General features: G+C 64.3%; 17 protein-coding genes and 1 pseudogene. 7 read left to right on the top strand and 11 right to left on the bottom strand.

The window, feature by feature from the left end; translation table 11 throughout:
- Positions 1 to 225: 225 nt before the first annotated feature.
- Positions 226 to 1,371, top strand: a complete 1,146-nt coding sequence (locus tag Prubr_RS09070) for an IS110 family RNA-guided transposase (protein ID WP_212827763.1) — start codon at positions 226 to 228, stop codon at positions 1,369 to 1,371.
- A gap of 843 nt (positions 1,372 to 2,214) precedes the next feature.
- Entirely contained in the window at positions 2,215 to 3,387 is a 1,173-nt protein-coding gene (locus Prubr_RS09065) for an IS30 family transposase (protein ID WP_246568475.1), read from the top strand.
- A gap of 125 nt (positions 3,388 to 3,512) precedes the next feature.
- Here the strand turns inward: Prubr_RS09065 and Prubr_RS09060 are convergent, their stop codons facing one another.
- From Prubr_RS09060 to Prubr_RS09035, 7 genes are all read right to left on the bottom strand, one after another.
- The gene (locus Prubr_RS09060) at positions 3,513 to 4,016 is read right to left on the bottom strand and encodes a transposase (protein ID WP_212823749.1); all 504 of its coding nucleotides are present in this window, start codon (positions 4,014 to 4,016) and stop codon (positions 3,513 to 3,515) included.
- 455 nt (positions 4,017 to 4,471) lie between these two features.
- Positions 4,472 to 5,389, bottom strand: coding sequence for a hypothetical protein (locus Prubr_RS09055; protein WP_212823748.1), 918 nt, complete (start codon positions 5,387 to 5,389; stop codon positions 4,472 to 4,474).
- Entirely contained in the window at positions 5,386 to 6,522 is a 1,137-nt protein-coding gene (locus tag Prubr_RS09050) for a hypothetical protein (RefSeq protein WP_212823746.1), read from the bottom strand. The genes Prubr_RS09055 and Prubr_RS09050 overlap by 4 nt, the downstream gene beginning before the upstream one ends.
- Positions 6,523 to 6,567: 45 nt before the next feature.
- Positions 6,568 to 6,945 (bottom strand): hypothetical protein, encoded by a 378-nt coding sequence (locus Prubr_RS09045; RefSeq protein WP_246568473.1) that lies wholly within the window; start codon positions 6,943 to 6,945, stop codon positions 6,568 to 6,570.
- 56 nt (positions 6,946 to 7,001) lie between these two features.
- On the bottom strand, positions 7,002 to 7,421 hold the full coding sequence (locus tag Prubr_RS09040) for a transposase (protein WP_246568471.1): 420 nt from the start codon (positions 7,419 to 7,421) through the stop codon (positions 7,002 to 7,004).
- A 112-nt stretch (positions 7,422 to 7,533) separates the two neighbouring features.
- Positions 7,534 to 7,950: a DUF6941 family protein gene (locus Prubr_RS38145; protein ID WP_425517995.1), complete on the bottom strand. Its 417-nt coding sequence runs from the start codon at positions 7,948 to 7,950 to the stop codon at positions 7,534 to 7,536.
- A 1-nt stretch (position 7,951) separates the two neighbouring features.
- On the bottom strand, positions 7,952 to 8,146 hold the full coding sequence (locus Prubr_RS09035) for a hypothetical protein (protein ID WP_212823742.1): 195 nt from the start codon (positions 8,144 to 8,146) through the stop codon (positions 7,952 to 7,954).
- 986 nt (positions 8,147 to 9,132) lie between these two features.
- Here Prubr_RS09035 and Prubr_RS09030 point away from each other — a divergent pair.
- The gene (locus Prubr_RS09030; protein ID WP_212823740.1) at positions 9,133 to 9,396 is read left to right on the top strand and encodes a hypothetical protein; all 264 of its coding nucleotides are present in this window, start codon (positions 9,133 to 9,135) and stop codon (positions 9,394 to 9,396) included.
- A 500-nt stretch (positions 9,397 to 9,896) separates the two neighbouring features.
- The gene (locus Prubr_RS09025; RefSeq protein ID WP_212823738.1) at positions 9,897 to 10,208 is read left to right on the top strand and encodes a hypothetical protein; all 312 of its coding nucleotides are present in this window, start codon (positions 9,897 to 9,899) and stop codon (positions 10,206 to 10,208) included.
- Positions 10,209 to 10,524: 316 nt separating this feature from the next.
- Here the strand turns inward: Prubr_RS09025 and Prubr_RS09020 are convergent, their stop codons facing one another.
- From Prubr_RS09020 to Prubr_RS09010, 3 genes are read right to left on the bottom strand one after another with little or no spacing between them, the layout of a single operon-like run.
- Positions 10,525 to 13,899 (bottom strand): Swt1 family HEPN domain-containing protein, encoded by a 3,375-nt coding sequence (locus tag Prubr_RS09020; RefSeq protein WP_212823736.1) that lies wholly within the window; start codon positions 13,897 to 13,899, stop codon positions 10,525 to 10,527.
- Positions 13,900 to 13,946: 47 nt separating this feature from the next.
- A complete protein-coding gene (locus Prubr_RS09015) occupies positions 13,947 to 16,688 on the bottom strand; it encodes a DUF1156 domain-containing protein (protein ID WP_212823733.1) in 2,742 nt (913 codons plus the stop codon).
- On the bottom strand, positions 16,685 to 20,149 hold the full coding sequence (locus tag Prubr_RS09010) for a helicase-related protein (RefSeq protein ID WP_212823731.1): 3,465 nt from the start codon (positions 20,147 to 20,149) through the stop codon (positions 16,685 to 16,687). Before Prubr_RS09010 ends, Prubr_RS09015 begins: the two co-directional genes overlap by 4 nt.
- Before the next feature lie 326 nt (positions 20,150 to 20,475).
- Between Prubr_RS09010 and Prubr_RS09005 the strand changes: the two are divergent.
- The 3 genes and pseudogenes from Prubr_RS09005 to Prubr_RS08995 all read left to right on the top strand — a co-directional run.
- Positions 20,476 to 21,829, top strand: a pseudogene (locus tag Prubr_RS09005) (ISL3 family transposase); the annotation flags it as partial.
- 312 nt (positions 21,830 to 22,141) lie between these two features.
- On the top strand, positions 22,142 to 22,444 hold the full coding sequence (locus tag Prubr_RS09000) for a transposase (RefSeq protein ID WP_212823724.1): 303 nt from the start codon (positions 22,142 to 22,144) through the stop codon (positions 22,442 to 22,444).
- Complete coding sequence (locus tag Prubr_RS08995) at positions 22,441 to 23,334, top strand: IS3 family transposase (RefSeq protein ID WP_212823722.1); 894 nt, start codon at positions 22,441 to 22,443, stop codon at positions 23,332 to 23,334. Before Prubr_RS09000 ends, Prubr_RS08995 begins: the two co-directional genes overlap by 4 nt.
- A 271-nt stretch (positions 23,335 to 23,605) precedes the next feature.
- Here Prubr_RS08995 and Prubr_RS08990 read toward each other — a convergent pair whose 3' ends face one another.
- Positions 23,606 to 24,136, bottom strand: a complete 531-nt coding sequence (locus Prubr_RS08990; protein ID WP_212823712.1) for a hypothetical protein — start codon at positions 24,134 to 24,136, stop codon at positions 23,606 to 23,608.
- Positions 24,137 to 24,549 lie beyond the last annotated feature (413 nt).

The following is a 24,549-nucleotide window of genomic DNA, read 5'->3' as shown; positions in this document are numbered from 1 at the left end:
AGGCTTCGGTCGAGGCGCCCGGGCTGTCGCTCTCACATCGGCTGCCCACGCTGGTCGTGTGGCTCTCTTCTGGCCTGCGCGGCTCCGGGCGTCGCCCCAGGGCGGGGAGAGGCTCAAGAGGGGTTTGCTCGGCTCGAAGTAGCGTTGCCCTCCCGGCTCGACAACCAGGTGGATCGAGCATCGGAGGACGCTGTGACTGTCACATCGGACCGTGTGGTCATCGGGATGGACCCGCACAAACGCTCTGCCACGATCGAGGTCATGGCCGGCGACGAGACCGTTGTCGGCGGCGGCCGGTTCGACACCGACCGCGACGGCTACACCGCGATGAAGACGTACGCCAAACGGTGGCCGATCCGGGTCTGGGCGATCGAGGGCTGCCAGGGAATCGGCCGGCACATCGCCAACCGGCTGCTGGCCGATGGCGAGCAGATCGTGGATGTGCCGCCGAAGCTGTCCGCCCGGGCGCGGGTGTTCGCCACCGGGCAGGGCCGCAAGACCGACGCCACCGACGCCCACTCCGTCGCGCTGGTCGGCACCCGGATGGCAGGACTGCGTCCGCTGGTCAACGACGAACAGCTCGCCCTGCTGCGGATCCTGGTCGACCGGCGCCGATCCCTCGGCGAGGACCACACCCGAATGGTGTCCCAGCTGCACCAACTACTGCTGGAACTGATCCCGGGTGGGGCGAAGAAGAGCCTGTCCGCCGCCCAGGCCAAAGCAATGCTGGCCACGGTCCGCCCCCGTGACGTGGTCGGCAAGACCCGACGCCGGGTCGCCGCGGAACTGATCAGCGACCTCGAACGGGTCTACCGACGCTCCAAGGAGGCCGACAAGGAACTGAAGGACCTGGTCGCCGCCACCGGCACCACGCTGATGGACCTGCACGGCATCGGACCCTCCGGCGCCGCCCGGCTGCTGGTCGAGGTCGGCGACATCAGCCGGTTCCCCAACCGTGCCCACTTCGCCTCCTGGAACGGCACCGCCCCCATCGACGCATCCTCCGGCGAACAGGTACGACACCGGCTCTCCCGTGCCGGGAACCGGCAGATCAACCGGGTGCTGCACATCATGGCCACCGTCCAGCTGCGTAACCCCACCGAAGGCCGCACCTACTTCGACCGGAAGAAAGCCGCCGGCAAGACATCGATGGAAGCGATGCGTGCGCTCAAGCGACGCCTGTCCGACATCGTCTACCGGCGCATGATCAACGACACCGCAGCCGCCACGACGACGGGCCCGGGAGGACAACGGGAAACGGCTACCGACTCCAGCGCGACCGGCTCACATCCCCACGCCGGCTCTTCGGACAAGTCACTTCCCGGACCCGCCGCAACCCAGCATAGAACCCCACTCCCGCCGGCGTCTTGACACAGAGGGGAGCCAGAAGAGCGCGTACCGGCTTGCGAAGCGGATGCCGAAGTCGTAACTGACCGTGCGGCCTGGTCGGCGGCACGGCTGCCGTAGGCGGCAGGATGGTCATGGCCACGACGAGCCGGTGTACCCGTTCGTCGGGATGGGTCGAACGAGGGCGTGTCCGGATGCCGCCGATATCGCACCCGGCCCGGAGTGCCACTGCGTGCCCACCGTGGGTCGATCCAACCCCACGCCACCCGTGGCTCGCTGAGGAGCCGGTCGGCGGGTGGCCGGATGCTGGCTCGGGCAACCCCGCATCCGAGGGCTCCATCTCGTCGAGACCGACCGGTGTGAACGGGCATCGATGGCGTTCGTGTGTGTGCCCGATGTGTGCTCCGGCAACGGTGACCAGCCGTGGCCGACGCTGACCGAGCGTGCCCGTCGCTGAAGGTCGCCCGTCCGGGCCGGGTACGTGTGGTCGTTGTGCGATCCGCTGGTGGCGGTGCCGGCGTCGATCGCGCCTGGGGCTCCCTGCGGTACGCTGACAGCCGCTGCTAGCTAGTCTGGATCATCGCGCCCCCGTAGCTCAGGGGATAGAGCAACGGTTTCCTAATGCCGATATTCGACATTTCGGCAGCCTAACAAGCCGCACATCGGCCGCGGATGCCGGGTATTCCTGAACCAGTACGCTCCTTGCCTGCTCCGTTGTAATGCGGCCGCGCCATCGAGGTCATCGAGTGTCAACGGCCAATCAGTTCGGTTCTGATCCACTTGTCGTCGACGCGTGAAAACTGACCCCCTGGCGGCGCGGGGGTTCTAGAGCTTGTCGCAACACTCCTTGATCATTTTGGGGTGTTGATGGGCAGACGCGGACGCAAGCGCAGGTTGGATATCGAGTCGGAGTACTGGCTGCTGCTGGCCTCCGGCGTGGGCACGGTGGAGGCGTGTAGGCGGCTGGGCATAGGCCGCAAGACCGGTTACCGCTGGCGGGCAGAGAACGGCGGCCTACCGCCGGCCGTGCTGAGCGAAAGCGGCCGGTCCCAGCGCTACCTGTCCCTGTTGGAGCGTCACCGGATCGCGACGCTGCGCCGCGACGGCATGGGCGTACGGCAGATCGCCGAACAGCTGAACAGGTCACCGTCGACGATCAGCCGCGAGCTGCGCCGCAACACCGCCGCCCACGACCACGGCTACGACGGCGACCTGGCCCACGCACGAGCCCGTGAACGGGCCCGCCGACGCCGCCCTGGCCGCCTGCTGGTCGATCAGGAGCTGCGTGCCCACGTCGAGGCGAAACTCGAGCTGGAGTGGAGTCCCGAGCAGATCGCTGCCTGGCTGCGCGTCACGTTCCCCGACCGGCCCGACTGGCATGTCTGCCACGAAACCATCTACCAGGCCCTCTACCTCGGCGGCCGGGGCGGGCTGCGCCGCCAGCTCACCCGCCGGCTGCGTACCGGCCGGCCGCTGCGCAAGCGACGCCGCCGCACCACCGAGCGACGGACCAGGTTCTCGACACCCGGCCGGCTCATCGACCAACGCCCCGACAGCGTCACGCGCCGCGAACGCGTCGGCGACTGGGAAGGCGACCTGATCATCGGGCGCGGCAACCGGTCCGCGATCGCCACCCTGGTCGACCGACGCAGCCGCTACCTGCTGCTGGTGAACCTGCCCGCAGGCCACGACGCCACCGCGGTACGCGACGCCCTCACCGCCACACTCGCGCACCTACCGGCGAGTGCCCGACACACGCTGACCTGGGACCAGGGCAGCGAGTTGGCCCACCACGATCACATCGCCAAGCACCTGGCGCAGGGCGTGTTCTTCGCGTACCCGGCAAGCCCGTGGCAGCGCGGTACCAACGAGAACACCAACGGGCTGGTACGTCAGTACTTCCCGAAGGGCACCGATCTGTCCATGCATGGCCCGGAGGAACTACGCCGGGTGCAGGACCGCCTCAACAACAGACCCCGCAAGACGCTCGGATGGCGAACCCCGACCGAGATCTTCGACGAAGCAGTGCGATCATCGTGACCAGCAACGTTGCGACGATCGATGGAATCCGCCCTAGAACCCCCGCGTCGCTAGGGGGTCACTTTTCGACCGTCGTTGACACCACTTCTTGTGGAGTGGTGACGGACGGTGAGGTGGTTTGGTGGTTAGGCGTGGAGGATGCGGTGCCGTAGGAGATCGATGCTTGCGCGGCCGTACATTTGGCGTTTGAGCATTTTGATGCGGTTGACGTCGCCTTCGACGGGGCCGGAGTTCCAGGGCAGGGTGAGGCCGGCGGTCACGGCGGCGAGGTCGTGACGCAGGCTGCGGGTGAAGCTGCGTAGTGGGGCGAGTTCGGCGGCGTCGGCCTGGGTTAGCCATTCGGGCAGGTCGTGGCCTCGATGTTCGTCCATGATGGCGGCGAAGCCGGTCACGCAGGTTGCGACGGCGTTCAGTTCGGGGCAGCGGGTCAGGAGCTGGGTGAGGTGGTTCTGGTCTTCGGCGGCCAGTGATTCCGGCTTGCGGACGATCCAGGCGGTGACCTGCCGGATGGTTGGCGTTGCCGGTGTGGTGGGGGCGGGTAGACCGCTGTGCCGGATGGGTTGCAGATGTCGGCGTACGGTGCGTTGGCTGCCGCGGTAGCCCTGTTCGCGGATTTCGGCGTGCAGCACGGCTGTGTCGGTGCAGCCCTCGTTCCACCGTCGGTGCAGGTGTGCGAGGTACGGCTGCAGGGTCTTGCCGCCTCGGTGGGTCGGCTGGGTGAGCAGTCCCTCGGCGGTGGCGGCGTGGGCGTAGCGGCGTACGGTCTTGCGGTCCAGGCCGAGGGTGTCGGCGATGGCCGAGCCTACGCCTTTGACCTCTATAGAAGCATCTCAATGAGCCCGTGCGGCAGCCTGACCCACACCACCACGAACCCGGCTCCGCTGCGCCGAGTCGCTGCCGCCTGCCCACCCACCGTTGGGCTTTCGGGTCAGTCAGGGGTTCCGGCGGGCCTAGACTGGATCGGGATGTGCCCACCGGTTGCCAGAAGTTGGCGCAGACTCGCGGCGCGCTACGCATCGTGATGGCATAGGTAGGGCAGCCAACGTCCGGTTGTCCGAGATGAGTGTGACTGGATTCGCCAAAATCACCTAAGGTGCTGGGCGATTTCCCGGGCCACTGGTCCCCATACATCCCAGACGTCGTCGATCAGTCTCTGTCCAGGAATTGTTTTGCCGCTGAAGCGATAGGGCTCGTAAGCGTCGCGAACATAGATCATAGCTCCCTCCACTCGGGTGATACCTCGACCGTTGAGTACATCGACCGCGGCCTTGAAATCTGCCCCCTTGAGAGACTGGCAGCCCTGCAACTTCATCATGAATGCACCCCTTTCCCCAGCATGTCCGTGTGTCCGGGTCAAGTTCATAAGCATTTTGAGAAAGCGTACCGCGCGATCGTTTGGGTCGACCTTATCGGTGAGTTCCAGCGTCTGTCGGTAGTTGACCCAAGGGTATCGAAGTGTGGAAGTTCCCGAGACCCGCAACTCGAAATCTCCAGGCGATGGTTCACGTGCAATTACGTTCGGAAGCTGAACGTTGTTCTCGACTTCGATGATTACCGCATTGTTGGACGCGTCCAAATCCGATCTAAGGGCGGCACGATGTGCGAACTCGATAGCTGGCCCTTCAATGACCAACGTCTTGCAGTGCAGGAATAGGTCCGGCCCTAGGACGGTCGGAGTGTCTCGGCGCGGTATCCTCACCTCTCCGGAAGTCGAGAGGGTTAGGCCCTCAAGAGGGCCGTAAAGTCGCAGTGTTTGTGATGAATCAGGGATAAGTGTAAGTTGAGTTTGGGAGGGGACGCCAGCTCGGAGGAGGCTAATCGCCGCTTCATATTCGCCCCCTTGAACTTCAGATGCGGTAACTGAGGCGAGCGCTCCGCTGAACTCGCCCGCGGCGATAGAGGCATGAAGAGCCGCGAACTGCCACTCGTCAATGAATGGTTCATCAAACTCGAGCGCGACTAAGTCAAATAGGAGGCTCGAGTCATTGCCTACTTCGATCAATCGCTGGCCGTCGATTGTCTCAAAGCGCCTAGAGGCGACATATGCTGTAAATACAGTGCTTGCCCACTTGGTGTCATTTCGAAAAGGGTGATCATTGAGGAATGGTCGCACGTTTTCGATGTAATCATTTCGAGTTTTGGGATCACTGATGTGTGGGAGGTCTGGCTCCGGACCCCTTCGAGGTCATGACACAGCCAATCGATTTGCTCTTCTGGTCCGTAGGTCGACGATGGATCGAGGCCCAGTTGAGTGGCAACAGGCTTCATTTTCCCCTGGTCGCGAATTAGAAGATCATCAAGGATGTGCTTAAGTTCCTGGAGGTGCCGCGTCCCCCCGCTCGACGTGCCGAATGCATTTGAGACGGCGAAGTGGTTTTCCTCGCGTAACAGTACCGCAGCGACGGCGTCGAGTACGGGCGCGTATCCGGCGAATGTCTCGGCGGCCTGGCTGGGGACGGAGCTAACTACCGATTTGAGTACGGCGTCGCGTGCGGCTTGATAGTATTTGCCGCTGAGAACTAGGCTGTTCCTGCTCCGGTGTGTCACCACGCCGTCGACATATTGGAGGCGCTCTTCGGGTCCAAAATGCGAAATCTCGATCCAGGCAAGGGATGTGCCGGCATCGGCCAGGCTGACCCAGACCTCTTCCAACGTCCGTTCCCGTCCGAAAAGGACGAAGCGGCATCCGTGGCGTGAAGCGTCAGCTAGCGACTCAAGGAACTCTGCCCATGATGTTCCAGAAACTCGAGCCCGTGCCTCGTCGAGCGAGTCGATCAAAACCGTAGGTGACTCCTCAGAGGCGAGAGCAGCCATTACGTCGGTGACGTTCAGGTAGCGCCCAAGAACAAAGAGTAGCGAAGTTGCGCCAACTGCTTTGTCTTTTTCCAGTTTCCAAAGTGGGGCACCAAGCTGACGCGAGAGCTCTTCTGCGGAGCGGCTCTTACCCGCGGCTCCTCGAGCAGAGATCAGGATGATCGAGGACGTCAGATCGTCGAAGTCCTCCCGTACCAACAGTTCTGGATTTATGAAGAACTTCTCGTCATCATGGACGCGGAAGCTGCCCTGTGGATTGCCTTGGAGGCTGCCGCCGTTGAGTGTAGCGACTAGCGCGGGGTACGAGATTTGAGCGTCCACGCGCTGATCTCACCGTACAAAGCAGTCCAAGGCAAGGTGGTTCAGTCAGTCGTTACATTTGATCTTGGTGGTTTGGTGCGACAGGGGTTCCGTCGTGTGTGCGATGTTGACACTGGCTGATCGTGAAGAGATATTCTGTGGCCTGGCCGAAGGTGCGGATACAAACAGATCACTGGTGTCGAGCACGTCTGCGCAGTACACCTTGCCCTCCCGGGTCGGGTGCTCGGTGATGTCGGTGACCCACAACCGGTTGGGTGCGGAGCGGGTGAAGTGGTTGACCCGGTCGCTCGCGGTCGGTGTCTGGTGCTTCGGTCTGGGGTGTCGGCTACCGGGCAGTCCTCGGATGCCGGCGCGGCGCATCAGCATCTCCACCGCGTGGTAGCCGACGACCAGGCCGCGGCCCAGCCGCAGTTCGGCGTGCACCCGGCGGGAACCGTACGTGCCCCGGGACGCGAGGTGCACCGCGCGGATCTGATCGGTCAGCCAGACGTGACGCAGCGCCCGTGGCAACGGTGGCCGGTCACGCCAGGCGTAGTACCCGGAGGCGGATACCTGCAGCACCCGCCACAGACCTCGACGGGCAGCCCTTCAGCGGCCATCCGCTTGATGACCGCGTACCGGTCTTTTGGGGGCACCACCTCCTTGAGTAGTTCAGCGGCGCGTCGGTGCACGGCCAGCTCGGTCTCCAGCTCGGCGATACGCCGCCGGGCGGCAACCAGCTCCGCCTGATCGGCGGAGGTGACGCCGGACACCTGGCCGGTGTCGATCAGCTCCTGGCGGCGCCAGTTGTAGATCGTCTGATCACTGATCTCCAGGTCCCGGACCAGCTCCGCGACCGACCGGCCGGGCCTTGAGCAGATCGAGGACCTTACGACGAAACTCGGGGAGTGTCTCCTCAACGAGTGAGAGGCCTGACGAGTCAACCAACCCGACTCCACCGAACCCGGGGAACATCAAAGCCTCTACAAGATCCGGGGTGGTTCAGGCGCGTTTTTGGCGATGCGTCGTCGACTACTTGCGAACCGTGAACGACTGGACGAACTCCTGTCCCGCGAAGCTCATGCGCCATTCGTAGCGCCCTGGGGGAAGCGGGAGGGAAGGGATGTTCAGTGCGAACGAGGCGTCGAGCATCGTTCCAGGCGCGAGACCGGGCGGCCGACCAACCTCAATGTTGGCGTCTGCGCCGATTGGGACCTCGCCGTCACTTGCTGTGACCTTGACCGGATTTCCGTCGGCTTCGAGTAGCTGCAACTTTAGTGGTAGCTGCTGATTCGCCCGGTCCCATGGAACCTTGATGAGTACAGCTACCGCATGAGGTGCGGTCGGGGACGAAGTCATTGACCAGCCGGCGCCCAACATGTGGATTTTGCCAGACACGGCCTGCGCAGCGTCGCAAAGGATGAGCTGCGCCTCAACGGGGGACGCCATGTCAGTGGGCGGGCAGTTCTCGCGTTGTCTTGTTGGACAGGTTCTCAAGAACGAGGCCCACAGATGCGGGGAGTTTCAGGTACGAAGTAGCGGACCAGGTGGTACGACCGGTGAGGCCCTTCTCTCCACGCTCAAAGGCCTTTGTGATCTTGTCAACTGGCTCGTCGGGCTCGAAGAACTCATCAGTGGTGGCCATGAGCCCATCATCCCTTCTGGTTGCCCCGCGCGCTAGGTGTCTGTGAAGTAGGCGCTACCTAGGTTCCAAATGTCCCCTATCGGGTCATCTGTCGGGTACAGGACTACCAGTGCCGGGCGACCTCGTAGGTGAACCTGGACGATCGCTCGCTCGCCACGCTCTACATCTACGTCCCAGGCGTAGGTCAGTCCAGCGACGCATACCACTGCATCGCGAACCTCGTCCGCTGTCAGTTGATGTCGGTGTGAAATTTTTTCGGCGGTGCGCCAGCTGATGTTTAAGACTGCAACCCAGACGCTACGCCGAGCCATCCCCACCGCCTCAGTTCCGAGGAACCTCAGGGTAAAGATGTCGTTGGGGCGCCGCTACTGCGACCACATGCCCACAAAGATCATCGGGCACAGATTGGGACCAGCTGAGCCTACGGCTAGTCCGGTCGATGTTGAATCGGTAGCTACGGTGGGGTCAGGAGAGCTCCTCCGCGTCCCGTTGCGTGCCCGATGGGGCGGGCATCAGGGGGCACTGACGATCAACGAAAGCCGGGCGATCACGCTGTTGACCAGCGGCGCTGCCAGATGGTCGAGCCGCCGAACCAGCATGGTCGAGAATTCCTAAGGCGACGCTCTATCTGTACCTAGAGGCTCATTACCTGCGGGTTTCTATTTTATTTTCACGTTAGTGGGACGCACACGCGCGTTGCTGTGCTCGCTTGCCGAAGATCAGCGGAACAGACGTAAGTCCTGCTCAGGACATGCTTTAGTCGGGCCGGCATGTCCTTGCGGAGGTCCGGCGAAGCTGCCGCGCCGCGTCAGTCTACGGTGCCGCGAGAGCTTGGGTCAGGAGCGTGGCGAGCTTCGGCTGCGCGTGCTGGGTGGTGATGGCCGACCTAGAAAATGGATGACCGCGTTCACCGCCGCTCGATTAGCTACAGCATTGTGGGTCCCGTGCGCAGAACGCCGCGCCGATGAACCATGTGGCCGCCGGCCATGCAGCGCCTGAGTCCTCGCCTCCTCCGGCGGCGGCGCGCACAGGAGGTCGACGATCCGCCGTTCGGCGTCGTCGAGTTGGATAGGGACCTCGTCACGGAGGGCGGCCTCGTGCGCCTGACGGGCGTCGCCGGCACCGGTGAGGCGGTGCGTGCGGCGCGCTTTACCTCGGCGAGGAATGGCTGGACAGGGCTTCGTTCGAAACCCTGCTTTGCGGGCGAGAGCACTGCCCAGGCAGACGACTTGACCTTCGGCCAAAGGTGAGCGTCGATCGTGTCTGTTGTCCCTCCGCCCTGCTGCGGCAGACGACATGGTCCGTCGACGAAAGGGCTCCTGCCATGCCTCGTGAGTGCCTCAGTCAGCTCGCCGTGATGCCCGATGAAGTGCGACCTGTTCCTGTGGCGGCTCGCCCTCGACGTCTCGGCGTGCAGCAGCCCGACAACCACGGCGACAGCCTTCTAGCGGGTACTCCGTGAGCGACCGGGTGAGGAATTACGTGAGTACCGGTACAGGCGGGGAACTCCGTGGGTGCCGACACTCCAAAGCCATAAATGCGGCGAAGTGCAAATTGATGCATGAAGTGACTACTAAATCCCCGTCCGACTGGCGTGATCTCCGGCCGGCCACCTCCGTGTGGCCCGCAGGGAGCCGTCCGGCCCGAGATCTTCATGTCGCGGATTCGACCAGGAGGACCCGACCACGTGATTCGCCATTGACCCAGCGTGCTCTCAACGACCCCGCCAGTACCCAGAAAGGACAACTCCATGCCCGACCACCAGCGCATCACCTCGCCGGCGCAGGCCACCCGCGCCGCCCGCGCCGCACTCGGCGCTGTCGGCCTCGCCGACGTGCGTCGCGTCACGTCGCGAACCGTTGCTAAGGGCGGGCGGCTCTACGGCACGATCCGCACCGACGTGTACCTGGCCGCGCATCACGACCGCGACGCCATCGCGGACGTGTTGCGTACTCTGCCTGGCACCGTCTCGGTCGACGCGGAGGAAACCCGCGTATGCGCCTATCGGATTACTGCAACTGGAGGGTCCGTAGACACGCTCGAATCTGGGATTCCGCGATGACACTGCGCGTCGGCTGCCTATGACGCCGCATGCCTGGCTTGACGGGCCACGGTTTGCGATCACGACCACCTTGCATGCGGCAGCATACACCCGCAGTGGTCCGGCCGCAGACCACTGCTTGCGGCCGGACCGCCCTGCCGGCCATTCGTACCATGACCGAGCCGCTGCCGCGGACCTGGGATCGCCTACTACCCGCCAGCGCACTCCTGGATGCTTGTGGGACTGGCCGACTTGATCGATGTGAGGGTCGAGCCTTGCTCGGGTCGCGTGCACCGTCCGGTCGATGGTCCTGGGCAGTGTTGTCGCCGGCAGCGATTCATCGGTCCTCGAACTTGCCGTCCACCTTCAGTGGGCCGAGGTTCTCCAGCACCTTCATTACCGTGTCGTCCGGGAAGCCCTCCGCTCGGCGAGCGCTGATTTCGACGCGTACCTCCAGGTCCACGCCGTCTGGTGCGGTCAGCAGCGCTAGGAGGTCTTGGCTTAGTCTGTTGAGGTCACGAGAAAAGCGTTCAGGATCAACGGAATGCGAGCCCCAGAACCGCGTGTTCTTCACGACCGTCGTCGCTGCGGTCGTGGACGTGGCCGTCGGGGTCGTGCCACTGCCGTCGGGCTGTTTCGTCGGGGCTGCAGGGCCATGACCCTGGTCACCTTCCTCTTGCCGCTGAGCCCGCCGTGCGCGTTCTTCCTCCGCGCGTTGCGCCTTTGCAGTCGTGAGTTCGACGAGCAAGGTACCGTCCGTGATCGCGCTAATCCGCTCGCCGGTACCCGGCAGGACGAGTTCCACGAAGCGCTTGGTCTCGTCGTCGTAGGAATGGGCCAGGGCGAAGCCTTCGACGTAGCCAGTGAGCTCGTCAAAGACGCCGAGGATTCCGTCCTCCAGAACCTGCCGGTTGCGCAGTCTGCTCAGGTAGGGGAACCGGCGGTAGTACTGCCAAAGGTCACCGACAGAGATGTGACCCTGCTGCCATACCGTCGGAAGTCTCTTTTCGAGGTCATGTCGGATGAGGCGGGCACCCATCACGACGCGCAGCTTGTCGAGATTGCGCAGCTTAGTGCTGGCGCGTTCGGCGATGTGATCGCCATCCTCGTCGATCGTCGCCGCCTGCAGCCCGATCCGTCCGGTTTCATCGTCCCAGATCGGGTACAACAACGCGTTGTAAGCCTGGACCACGCGCAGCGCGGCGGTCTCGTCGGCGCTCTTGTACCGCCTGGTCGCCATCGCGATCTGGTCAGGGAGAAGCGGAAGGTCCTTCTGATCGACGATAGACTTCCACGCCAGGTACTCGCGCACCACGTCCATCAAGTAGCCGAGCAGTTCGCGTTCGGCTACCGCGAATACCAACATGTTTTGATTGACCCGCGGTGAGTTCCCACGGCTTTCCAGCGCCTGTGCGACAAAGCCGTGCGCCGGACTCTGCGAATTCTGGGCAGAGTAATGGTGACGAGGGTGGACGACTACGAGCCTGACTTCAGGCAGGTCCGGGATTTCATCGCTCTTCGTAGGCCCCGGGTACACGCCGCCGAAGTCGCCCTTAGCCTTGACGTGACGCTCCTTGAGGCGCCGCACGATGTCCGCGTACACATCCTCGGGGTGACTGCGGTACTCCTCCGCGCGGTCGCGGGCCATCCGGTTGACCGAGGCTTGCGTGTCGTACCAGTACGTTGTGCCTTCGGCGTAGAAGTACATGGCCTGCTCACTGAGCAGGTGGATGGCTGAGCCAAAGTTGCCGACCACGTCACCGGGCAAGGCAGTGCCGAGCCAGATCCGCTTGCGTTCGATGCCTCGGCGCGCACTGCCGGACAGGGCGGCTGACCCAAGGAAGGCGGCCCGGGCGAGCCTACGAGTCAGGTGGCGACGGTGGAAGACCTCCCGACTCTTGTCGATTTGCTCCGGTGTCGAGCTTGGCCCATCGACATCGGCGTCGATGATGGCCTTCCAGGCGTCCGACAGATGGTGGGTGACCTCACCCAGGACCCACTTGTCGCTCAACGGCAGCGAACCCGGCATGATGAGCGGCGCCGGGTCCTCGGCTTCCCATAGCCGATAGATGACCGCGCTCATTAGCCGTAGGACGCCTCGGGTCCGCTGGAACCGCTCCAGCGTCGACCAGTCCTCGTATAGTCGCTTGAACAGCTCCGGATGAATCGGGTACGCCGCCTTGATCTCATCCTCGTACTTGGGCTCGATGATCTCCCGCGGGAACTCGCTGGCGTGCTCCCGGTAGAACTTGACCAACGTCTTGGCGATAACATCCCGATCCCGCTGGCCCTGTGCCGTCGGCTCCTCAAACAGACGCCGGCGCACGATCTCGAACGACTCATCCGAGGAGGCAGGCCGCCAGTGCCGCGCCACCCGGCCGATCACCTGCTGCAGTCGCTCCAGTGCCTCATGTCCGCGAACCCCGCCAACCTCAAGGTCGTCGGCGCGGCTCCCGCCATCGTTGACGCGATCATGGGAAGCCGGGATGGACACGACCAGCATCACGCCAGGAGTCCCCTTGGCCACCTCGGTGAGGGTCTGCGCGAACGAGAACTGTGCCTCGAAGGTGCCAGCAGGAAGATCGTCGCGACCGTAGAGCAGCCGGGCGTAGGCGACCCATTCATCGATCAAGATGACGCACGGGGCATACGCCTGTAGCAGCCGCTGCAGCGACTCAGCCGGGGGCGTTCGCGTCTGGTCCGCCGAGACGACGATGTCGTACGCCTCCTGACCGCCGAGCTGCCAGGCCAGTTCACCCCACAGGGTGTTGATACTCGGTCGCCCGTCCCGGCTGGACGGCTCGCCCGTGTCGATCCGGTTGCCGACCAGGGCCACCCGGCGCACGCCAGACCGGAGTGGAATCTCGCCGAGCATGTCCTGCACCGGCTGCGGATAGTCGCCGAGCGCCCGGTCGGGGGCATAGAGGTGCCAGACCGCCAGCATCGAGTGCGTCTTGCCGCCACCGAAGTTGGTCTGCAGGTTGAACACCGGTTCCGCGTTTAAGTTCCCGGCCACGCGCCGGGCGGCGTTAGTCAGCAGCTCCCTCAGACCCTCCGTGAGGTAGGTACGGCGGAAGAACTGGATGGGCTCGGAGTACTCCTCGCTCTTACTCGTGCCCGTCGCCACCTGGTGCAGGTCGGCCGCGAACTCGGCCGAGGCGAAGTTTCCGGTCCGCACGTCAGGGTGCGGTGTCATCACCTCACGCCAAGACTTCAATCCTTGCCCGTCGACCGCCAGAGCCGCCGGGGTGGCCTTCCTGGTCTTCTCGCGGGCCTGGCTCTCGTAGGAGGCACGCTGATGGTCCTCCCTAAAGCTGTGAATCTGCTCGGAGGCTGACACTGCTCCCGCTGCGGTCAACAACCGTTCTATGGTGTCCAGCGCCCGATAGGTGTCGTCCGCGCTGAACTTCTCGTTGTGCGCCCACGCGTTACGTGTCTCGCGCAGCTCGCTTGCGAAGCGCAGGCCGCTGTGGGACAGCAGGTCCATGAAGACGTTGCGATGATCGGTGATCACCTTTAGTTGCAGTGCAGGGTCGGTCTTCGAAAACTTCTGGCTTCCGCCGTGCTTAGCCGACTCCCGCGCGGCGACAAGCTCTAGCCAGTCTTTGCCTGCCGGCGCGGCTTGGCTCATCAACCGGTCAACGATCGGCCCGAGACCCTCGGCGAGGATCTCAAATCCTCGGCTGACTCGGTCCCGGTTTGATAATGCCACGACTTCCCCGCCTCCCCTTGGGTCTACTACCTGATCGCCCCACGATGCTACTCGTTGTCGGTCTCCCAAATCGAGAAGAGGTCGTCGGCATCCGGACGCGCATAGGTCGCAATGGCACCCATGTTCTGGGCAGTCGCGATGATGTCGGGCCACGCCGTGCCAAGTTGGTTAAACAGCGTGGCCGTTTTCTGGAAGCGCCGATCTGCAATCTTGAATATGCGGTGGACCAGGCGGTTTGCTCGGTCGATGCTGATAGCATCGTCGCTGCGGGAACGCACCGCCGCGACAAGGCGAGCCGCACCGTCAATTCCTCGATCGTCGAAGACCTTAGCGAGGTGCATTGCCACTTCCCAGTGGGAGATCCGACCATCGTCAAGTGGGTCGTAATCGGCCGGGAGTTCATCGACGCCGAGAAGGCTGACAGACCCTGCGGGCGCGTTGCTCACAATTCCCGCTCCCACAAGATCGCGGATGGCCGTGCCAGTCTGGCGGAGCACCACGTCGGCGTCACCGTACGCTCCACGATCGAAGCCGAACTGCCGGAACCACCGCAGACAGAATCTTGTGGCAGCGTCGTACTCTGCCTCTTCACCGTCGATTACGGCGGTAGCCGCCTTGTCGATCTCGATCAGGGCGTCACGGACCTCCATCGGCCTGCCGTCCGGCAGCAAGACCTCCTTGTACTCAGAGAAGATTTTCATGCCAGGCCCCATCGCCGCTTGCCCCATGTCGAGCGGCGACACTCCACCCTTGCGGAGCGCTTCGACGGCCTCCGGAAGTTCCTTCTGGAGGCGAGAGAGGAACGTGCCCTTGTCAGCGACATCCTCGGCCTGCCGAGGCCGGCACACGAGGATGATGTAGGAAGCGAGAGCGTTCGCGCCTTGACTTACCTGTCGCGTGCTCATCGTCGATTCGATCGGCATCGTACCGACGACCGCCAGGCCCGATGCGAGCACCGCTCGGAGCATGGAGACCCAGGCCGAGGACACGGCTCCGCCAGCGTCGGCGTCGTCCTGCTTAGCCGCATAGGCCACCACGATGGGCAGATCAGGCCTCGATGCCTTCTGAAGCGATCTGAACACCTCAGTGAACCCGTCGACGAAATACCGCTGCGCCGCATCCTTGCTGCCGGCATGTCGAGCAGGGTTTGCGACCAACTCGATCGACTTGGGGGTGGCGATGGTGCCGAACAGGTCTGGATGCACGAGACGAAGGGCGCGGCGGAGCCACAAGTAGAAATAGTCACTGAGGTCGGCGTAGTTGATCTGTCCGAAGTACGGAGGATCCGTAACGATCAGCGCCGTTCCCGGCTGGACAAGGTCACCCGCGCGGCGAGCGTCGACCTGGACGACCCGGCCAGGTGTAGCGTCCGATGGCAGCGACCGGAAAACGGAAGTTACCGAGTTGATCTGCGCTGACCAACTCCCGACGGAGTTGCCGAAAGGGTATGCCTCAGCAAAGTCCCAAAGCATGGGCATTGCTTGGGAGCCAAAGGCGGGCTCAGGCTTTGACGGGCCGACTCGGGTCCGCCAGCGAACCAACGTAGAGTTGGCTTGGGCCATCTTGCTTACACAGATCCCGAGAACTGTCACCACTGCCCGCGCGTAGCTGGCGCTTCCACCGTCGTCGACTATTCGGTCATAGGTAGCCGACACTTCGTCGGCGAATGCGGTCAGCACTGCTAGTTGACGGGGAGTGTAAAGGTCGGTCTGGTAGTCCAGCCCGTAGAGAGGGTGGCTAAAGTTCTTGGTGTTAGCCCCAAGCGTGATCTCGTCGAGATCGTCAGGAACGTCGATGGCGAGATCAGAGCGCGGCACCTCATCGGCGGCCAAGAAGGTCCGACCCTGCTTGGTATCCACGCACAGAGCCATAAGCTGTAGCCCCAGCTTTCCGTCTCTGCCGGCCTGTCGGAGTTCCCGCTCGCCGATCGGCGTTGAGCAGCGGGGGCAGTTGAACTGAGCTCGTCCGGCTCCTTTCGTTGACTTCGCAAGGCTATTCTTGCCTTGGCGGATTTCGAAATGCACCTCACCGCCACGCACGGCAAGCTCAATCGTTACCTCGCGACCACGCTGTTTGCTTAGCCAGGGCGAGCCGTAAAGAGGTACATGGACCGGACACATCGGGTTGGCGCAGGGCACGGTGCGCGCCCACAGCCAGGCCACCGGCTCGCCAGAAACTGGTACGGGGTAGTAGTCGCCGAGCCGCTGCCGCACCGCACTCTGAACGAGATCTCCGTAGTGCCGCACGTCGTCGGCGAATCCGTCGTAAGGGACGTCATGGGTGCGCTTCTGGCGTTGCCGCTGAGAGATGGATGACGCATGGGCAATTGGCGGCAGCAGTTCGCCCAGGGTTCGAGTCGCAACCACGGCCACGGGATTGAGGTCGGAACTTATCCCTGGCAGCCCCAGTCTCAGCGCCTCGACGATGGTAGAGCCTCCGCCGGCAAACGGGTCCAGGACAGTGGGAAGCTCGGGGTTCGACTTCTCGATCAGCAGTCTGGCCTTGACGAGAACCTCATCAGGCGGCGCCATGCCGTTGATCGGCACCAGCTGCTTGACGAGCTCAACGAGTTCCTCACGCTGGCTTCCTGGTCCAGGATCATCGACCAGCGAGGCGAAGATCAGCGCACGGAGGGCAGGCGTCGGCATCGGAGCGAACCACTTGTGCAGGTTCTTGATCGTGCCGACCTTGCGCTCTTTGTACGCGATGCTGGCATAGCTGATTTGCGTCAGCGGAAGCGTTACGTCGATTAGCTTGCGCTGGTAGCCGTTGCTGCCCCCTCGCGTCATACCGGCTCTCCTCCTCGTCGCCACGTCTTGGCCCAGTCGCCGCCGAGCTCGGTGGCGTCGAAGCTGCCGAAGTCCACGTCCTTGAACGGGTCTACGACGTACCGGACCTCGTCGCGCTCAGACCCATCTGGGTGAACGCTGACCAGGGCCAGACGGAAGCTTGTACCGGAGTTCTTCCCGGTGAGGACCTCGGTGCGGGTGACGTGGAAGTTCTCAGCGCCCGCGGTGCGGCCCTTTACCTCGATGAACACCCACCGATCATCGACCGTGCGTGAGCGAACATCGTAGCCGGGGTTGTTGTGAGCCATCTCCTCCGGGTTCCGTCCCAGTTTGCGCTCCTCCTGCAGGACCAGATCGACGGCGCGTCGTTCCACCAGCGCGGTGTCTCGGGCGTACGCCTCCGGCGGGCCGTCCCGAAGGCCGGCCAGCCGGTCGAGCAGCCCTTGCGGGATGACCAACGCGGCGCCAGCCACCCGCGGTGGCCGGACCTGGAGCCTCTCGGCACAGTCGAGTTCGACCATGCGGCGTTCCAGACGCTGTTCAAGGTCCCGTGCGCGCCGCGCTGCGATCTCAGACTTGATCTTTACCGACTTGCCAGCGGCTTCGGCGTCACGGAGATCGGCGTGCCGAGAGTCCCAGTAGTTGATCTCTTGGAGAAGACGCTGGCGGACCAGACGCCGGGTGCGTTCGGTCTCGATCGACACCCGCTGCTGGATCTCCGACACGTGCGTCGCCAGCCCGTCGGAGATCGCCCAGCTGATCGCGATGTCCTCCACGCCGCTGGCAAGCCAAACCTGCTGGGTTACCGCCGCTACGAGGCGCCGCTCCTCCTCACCTGCCGGCACGTAATCGAGGTAAGGGGCGGAACCTGCGGCACGGGCACGGAACTCGCCAATCTCGATGAAATCGAACCGCTTGCTGATGGTGCGGGGTCGTTCGTCCCCGTCGGCGATCTCCTGGGCGACAGCGACGAGCAGGTGCGGCTCTTCACCGACGTCGCGACGGTTAACCAGCACGGCCCCTTGCTTTAGTTGCGTGCCGTAGCGCTCGACGATCAGGGCAACAACCGTGTCGAGAAGCGGGTGACCGGGGGCGACGAGGTCGGCCTGAGACACGCCTGCGGGGCGGACAAGGTCCCGGTCGAAGGTTACGCGCTCGTATCGGCGCAGGACCCGTGTGCCGATCTTTATGAGTCGCTCGTAGCCTAGTACGTCGCCGGGAACGTGAGTGATCTCGTAGCGGCCCGGTTCGCGCTCGGAGATCCGGCCTCCCAGCAGCTTAAATGCGGCGATGAAGAACGCCTTGATGTAGTGCGGTTGCAGGCGACGAGCCCGCGCCTCCTCCATCCGCAGTCTCCAGGTCGCGACGTCAGACTCGGCCAGCTTCTGGTGCGCCAGGGCGCGCTCGGCGAGCAACTTCTCCAAACCCTCGCCCACCGATGCATCGATGACCTGGTTGAGCCGGTCACGGACCTCGGGCCGGTCACCATACTGGATGGCCTGCATGAGAAGTCCCCGCAGCGGCTGGTCCTGGAACGCCTCGCCGAGCACGTCGAAGACCTTGCCCTTGTACGCGCGACGCTGCTCATCGATCTTGTGAAGGAGGCGGATAAAGACAGCACCCTCCCGGGTGTCCTCGGCGACGAGGTTCCACAGGTGGCAGACCTCGGTCTGCCCGATGCGATGGATGCGGCCGAAGCGCTGTTCGATCCGGTTGGGGTTCCACGGCAGGTCGTAGTTGACCATCAGGTTGGCCCGCTGAAGGTTGAGGCCTTCGCCGGCGGCGTCGGTGGCCACCAGGATTCGACAGTCCTTGTCCTGCGTAAATAGCTCCTTGATCTTGCGGCGGTTGTCCCGGGACACGCCGCCGTGGATGGACACGACGGCCTCCTCGCTGCCGAGCAGGGCGCGGATACGGCCGACCAGGTACTCCAGGGTGTCTCGGTGCTCCGTGAAGACGATCAGTTTGCGGGGAGTGCCGTCACTATCGCGGATCATGGGATGGCTGAGCAGCAGCTCGCTCAGCTCGGTCCACTTCTTGTCGGTACCCAGGTCCCGGACGCGGCGCGCAACCTCGACCAGGTCGGCGAGGATGGCGATCTCCTTGTCCAACTCGGCGAGGGTTTGGGCGGTGGTGGCGGCGTTCACCACGTCGTCTTCGAGCTGCTCACGCTCGGCGCTGGGCATGTCTTCCAGCGCAGCATCATAGTCCACCGGCCCTCGGCTGAGGATGCCCGCGAGACGATCACGCAGTCCACCGTCCGGTGCGCCATTGACGATCAGTTCCTGGCGGAGCAACTGCAACCGGCGGTGGCGGCGTACCAGCGACTGAAGGATCGCCTCGGGGCTGGAGGCCAGGCGCCGCTGCAGGACGGTCAGGGCGAAGCCGACAGTGTTGCCCCGCCGGCTCTCGCCGCGTTCGGCGAGTTGTTGGGCCTTGCCCATCTGTTCGCGCACGTACTCGGTGACCACCTCGTACAGCTCCCACTCGGGTTCGGAGAGCTGGTACGGCACCGTGTACGCCCGGCGTTCGGGAAACAGCGGCTTACCTTCGAAGGTGAGCAGGTCTTCCTTGACCATGCGACGCATGAGGCCGTCGGTATCGGTCGAGCTGACACCGTCGCGGTAGCGGCCCTCGAACCGGTCGGAGTCGAGCAGGCCCATGAACAGCTGGAAACTTGCCTCGTTGCCGGCGTGCGGGGTCGCTGTCATCAGCAGCAGGTGCCGGGTGTGCTTGCCGAGCAGCTCACCCAGAACGTACCGCTTCGTCTTCTTCAACTCGTCGCCGAAGTAGCTGGCTGACATGCGGTGCGCCTCGTCCACGACTACGACGTCCCAGTCGCTTCGCGCGAGCTGCTCCTGCAACTCCTCCGAGCGGGCCAGCTGATCCATGCGGCCGATGAGCAGAGGGAACTTGTCGAACACGCTCTGATCGATCTGGCTGGCGATCAGGTCGCGGGTCAACACCTCAAATCGGAGGCCGAACTTGTCGAGCAATTCTTCCTGCCACTGATCGACAAGCCCACCGGGCGCCACGATGAGGCAGCGCTCCAAGTCACCACGAAGCATCAGCTCCTTGATATAGAGACCAGCCATGATCGTCTTGCCGGCACCAGGGTCGTCGGCGAGCACGAACCGAAGCGGGCTGCGGTCCAGCAGGTCGCCGTACACCGCCTGAATCTGGTGGGGCAGCGGCTCCAAGTCGCTGGTAGTGACCGCGAGCATTGGATCGAACCTGGCCGCCATCTGGATGCGTAAGGCCTCGGCGGCCAGCTTAAACAGCGCGCCATCGCCGTCGAACCCGTAGGCCGAGGAAGCCTCCTGCACGCGCAGACGGGCCTCGTTGTCGCGGTAGAGCAGCTGATCGGCAACCTGACCGCCCTCGTCGCGGTAGGTGACGTTCACGGCGTTGCCGCCGTACCACTTCGCAGCCACCACGACCACCGAGCCGGCTGCCGTCACCCCGCTCACTATGCTGCCCGGCGTGAGATCCTCCAACCTTGCGCCACTCACTGCTGCCCCTCTCGTGAGCTTCCAGCCCGCTGGCAAGGTACTTCGTGATCGTCTTGCGCCAGCCCTACAGCATAACCCTGACCTCCGGTACATTCACATGATCGCCACTGCCGCAAAGAGGGCTGTATAGCTGGCCGATCTACAATCCGCCTAATTTCGGGCAGAACGGATATGGCTTACTTGTCGGGCGGATCGTCAGGGGCTGTCCGGGTAACGGCCTTGTCTCACAGTCGGCGGTGACGGAGAGTCGTCAGGGCGTTGGCACCCGCATGAAGATGAAGGATGTCAACGTGCTTGTGCGGACGGTGGTTCGGGTTCTTCTCCGCTGGTCATAGAGGATGTGGCCGACGAGGGCGAGCGGATCGTGGTGCGGGCACGGACTCCACGGGGCGCCGCGGTCTGTCCGTTGTGTGGGGCGTCGTTGGGGCGGGTGCACGGACTTCATCTGCGGGCGTTGGCCGACGTGCCCACCGACGGACGGCGGGTGGTGCTCCGTGTGCAGGTGCGGCGCCTGGTCTGTCCCACACGTGGCTGCCGGCAGACCTTTCGTGAGCAGATGCCCGGGATGCTGGAGCGTTACCAGCGACGCACGGCCCATCTGTCCAGACAGGTCAAGGCTGTGGTCAAGGAGCTGGCGGGCCGGGCAGGGGCACGTCTGCTGGCGATACTCGCGGTAGCCTGTCCCGCCGGCCCTGCTGCGTATCCCGTTGCCGGCGGGCGGACGCCCCGGTGATCGGCGTCGACGATTTCGCTCTGCGGCGGCGGCACCGCTATGGCACCGTGGTGATCGACGCCGAGACACATGAGCGCATCGACGTGCTGCCCGACCGCACCGCCGACACCCTTGAAGCATGGGTGCGCAAGCATCCGGGCGTCGAGGTCGTATGCCGTGACGGCTCCGCTACCTGTGCCGAGACCATCCGCCGCGCCCTGCCCGACGCGGTCCAGGTCGCCGACAGGTGGCAGCTGTGACGCAACCTGCGCGAAGCCACCCTGGACGAGGCGTAGGTGCACAGCACCTGCTGGGCCGCCGTACTGGACGCGCCGATGTATGACGGGCCCCGCGCCAGACGACCCTGGAACGCTGGCACCAGGTCCACAGCCTGCTCGACCAGGGCGTGGGCCTGCTGGAATGCGCCCGCCGCCTGCAACTGGCCCTGAACACTGTCAAACGCTACGCGCGAGCCGACCGGTCCGAACGGATGCTCCGCGTCCCCAAATACCGCGCCACCCTCGTCGACCCCTACCGCGAACACCTACGCAACCGCCGGCTCGAGACCCCCGCCGCCCCCATCGCGCACCTCTTCGAAGAGATCAAGGCCCCTCGGCTACACCGGCTGCCTTCACCTGCTGCACAAGTACATCAACCAAGGCCGCGCGGGCGCCGACCGCAGCCACATCTCCCCACGCCGGCTCGCCCGGATGATCCTCACCAGACCCGATAACCTCAAACCCGAACAACAAGATCTCCTGGCACGGCTCACCGCAGCCTGCCCCGAGATGACCAAACTGGCCGCCATTGTCGAAGGCTTCGCCGAACTTCTGACGCCTCACACAGGAAATGCCGACCGGCTCTCGCTCTGGATCGCTCACGTCCGCGCGGTCGATCTGCCTCATTTGCACGCCTTCTGGTGTCCACATCTCAGGGGAAGCCCAGTCTGACAATGCCGGTCAGCACCCCCGTCATCGGCGCATGTCGCTGTCAAGATCGAGGTGGTCGTGACTTGGGTGCCTGACGGATCTCAGTTAATCTTGGTTATCTGAGTCTGACGGCAGCCGGCCCGCTAACTTCGCTCCGAGCAGTGCTCTCGACACAAGGTGCTGACAAAGGCGCTCAGTTCGTCAGTCCACAGGAACCACTCGTGGGCTTGACCCGGTTTGACGGACATCTGAGATCCGCGGGGCTGTGTGCCCTCGGGAAGGATGTTCATCATGGAAGGCATGGGGAGAAAGCCGCGTCGGCCGCGGAGGGCGTTCACGCCGGAGTTCAAGGCGGAGATCGTCGAGGTGTGCCGGCGGGGTGACCGCACGGTCGGTCAGGTCGCGAAGGATTTCGATCTGACCGAGACGGCGGTGCGGGACTGGGTGAAGCAGGCCGACCTCGACGCTGGTGCCCGTTCGGACGGGTTGACCAGTGCGGAGCGGGAGGAGTTGGCGCGGTTGCGTCGGGAGAACCGCCGGCTGCGTGAGGACGTCGACATCCTCAGACGGGCCACGGCTTTCTTCGTGAGGGAGACCCGGTGAACGTGTACCCGTTCATCGAGGCGGAGAAAGCGCGGCAGGGCAATGTGAAGCGTGCCTGTGAGCTGCTGGAGGTCTCCCGGTCCGCCTACTATCAGCACCGCACCGCGGGCCTGTCGCCGCGGGCCCGCCAGGACGTCGAACTCACCGAGCGGATCATCGTCGTGCACGACGCGTCCGCCAGCACCTACGGCGCCCCACGCGTGCACGCCGAGCTTCGCGCCCAGGGCCGGCGACACTCCCGCAAGCGGATCGCCCGGCTCATGGCCGCGGCCGGAAGGTGCGGCCGGACACCGAAACGGTGGCGCACGACCACCGTTGCCGACCCGACAGCGCCGGCGCGGCCGGACCTGATCGGCAGGGACTTCACCACCGCCGCCACGGCGGTGAACACCCGCTGGTGCGGCGACATCACATACGTCCACACCCGGGAGGGCTGGCTGTACCTGGCCACCGTGATCGACCTGGCCTCCCGCCGGGTCGTCGGCTGGGCCACCGCCGACCACCTACGCACCGACCTACCCGCCCGGGCGTTGTCGAACGCCGTCGCCAGTCGCCGCCCCGACCGGCCGCCAATTTTTCACAGCGACCGCGGCTGTCAATACGGCAGCGCCCAGTACACCCGGTTGGCCGACCAGCACCGAATCCGCCTGTCCGTCGGACGCAAAGGCCAGTGCTGGGACAACGCCGTCGCCGAGTCGTTCTTCGCCACCATCAAAACCGAACTACTCCACCGCGAGACCTGGCCCACCCGGACCGCAGCTCACACCGCGATCTTCAACTGGATCGAGGGCTGGTACAACACCCGACGCCGTCACTCCACCCTCGGCTACCTCAGCCCCGCCGCCTACGAAGCCACCGCCCACACCAGCACGATCAGCAAGGTAGCCTGACCAACTCATCGACCCTGTCCGTCAAATCGGGGCAAGGCCAGTCAGACCGAGAACGTGATTCAGGGCAGGTTTCACTCAGACGGCCAAGACCAGACGCGACTGTAAGTAACTTGGATGCGGCGGCCGCGACCCCACCTGTCTCAATCAACTTGCTCAGGCTCAGTTCAGCGTCACTGTGGTGGGGCGACTTCGCTGAGACGGGACACAGGAGTTGCTCCGACGTCCGGGATGGAGGATGGGGCCCGGCCCGCTGCGGCCGGGCCCCAGATGGTCACTCGTCGGCGGTGAAAGGGCCGTTGGCGTCGTACCAGTCAATGAACTTGCTAACCGATCCGCCGAAGTCGGCGCGGATGCGGTCATGGATCGCCCGCTGGTCGTGGCCCTGAACCCACTCGCCCCGGGCGACGGTCGAGCCGCAACCGCAGCGGCAGGTGGCCATGTCAACCGGGTTGGCCAGGTACAGCACCGGGAACCGGCTGGTAGACTCCGCCGGGTCCGGCTTGCCGACGAACTTGTCATGCACAGGGTCGCCAGGCTGCAGGATGTCGCCAGCGAACGCGCGCCGGTCACCCTCCTGCCGCCACTCTGCGATCCGGATGGCCATCACGCTCTGCCCGCCGGCTACGACGACGGCGTAGCGCTCCTGTTCGGCGCGCTGATTGAGTCGCCACCAACCGCGGGCGGCGTCGTAGACCTCCTCCTTCGACATGGTCGGATCCCATCCAGCGTGCTGACGGGGCAGGAACGGGTGCGAACCCTGCTCGTCCCCCACGTACGTGCGCTGGCTCAGCTTGATACGCAACAACTTAGACCTCCCGGCGGCTCATGCCTGATTGGCTCAAAGACTATAGAACCACTCCTCGGTCTTTGGGGCAAGGGTCTATCGCGCGCGGCGGGCGTCGAGCAGTTGATCCGTAGTGGAGCCGGCTGATTGACGAACCCGGCGATCCGAGCCCAAGCTGAGAACGCGCAGGTCAACTGCGAAAAGACAGTCCGCGAGGGCATCCCGGATGGCCGCGACGAGCCAGGCGGACACGCACCTGCTGTTAGTGCCCATAAACCTCGCCTGATCTTCCCGCCGAAGGTACCGACGTCCGCATTCGAGACCCTTGACATCATGCTCGGCCGACAGAAGGTGCTCTTGGACGCCATCGGGCTTGCCCAGAGTGGCTGGAAGCCTCGCCTCTGGTGTTAGGGCGTGTCGGGGGCGGTCCG

Source organism: Polymorphospora rubra, assembly GCF_018324255.1.
Lineage (GTDB): Bacteria > Actinomycetota > Actinomycetes > Mycobacteriales > Micromonosporaceae > Polymorphospora > Polymorphospora rubra.
Note: the sequence above shows the minus strand (reverse complement) of the source record. Positions and strands in the feature narration are given on the sequence as shown.

Excerpts from the sequence above, each read along its gene's own strand:
- Prubr_RS09070 (WP_212827763.1), top strand. The coding sequence starts at position 226 with ATGGACCCGCACAAACGCTCTGCCACGATCGAGGTCATGGCCGGCGAC.
- Prubr_RS09065 (WP_246568475.1), top strand. The coding sequence starts at position 2,215 with ATGGGCAGACGCGGACGCAAGCGCAGGTTGGATATCGAGTCGGAGTAC.
- Prubr_RS38145 (WP_425517995.1), bottom strand. The coding sequence starts at position 7,950 with ATGGCGTCCCCCGTTGAGGCGCAGCTCATCCTTTGCGACGCTGCGCAG.
- Prubr_RS09035 (WP_212823742.1), bottom strand. The coding sequence starts at position 8,146 with ATGGCCACCACTGATGAGTTCTTCGAGCCCGACGAGCCAGTTGACAAG.
- Prubr_RS09030 (WP_212823740.1), top strand. The coding sequence starts at position 9,133 with ATGCAGCGCCTGAGTCCTCGCCTCCTCCGGCGGCGGCGCGCACAGGAG.
- Prubr_RS09025 (WP_212823738.1), top strand. The coding sequence starts at position 9,897 with ATGCCCGACCACCAGCGCATCACCTCGCCGGCGCAGGCCACCCGCGCC.
- Prubr_RS09015 (WP_212823733.1), bottom strand. The coding sequence starts at position 16,688 with ATGACGCGAGGGGGCAGCAACGGCTACCAGCGCAAGCTAATCGACGTA.
- Prubr_RS09000 (WP_212823724.1), top strand. The coding sequence starts at position 22,142 with ATGGGGAGAAAGCCGCGTCGGCCGCGGAGGGCGTTCACGCCGGAGTTC.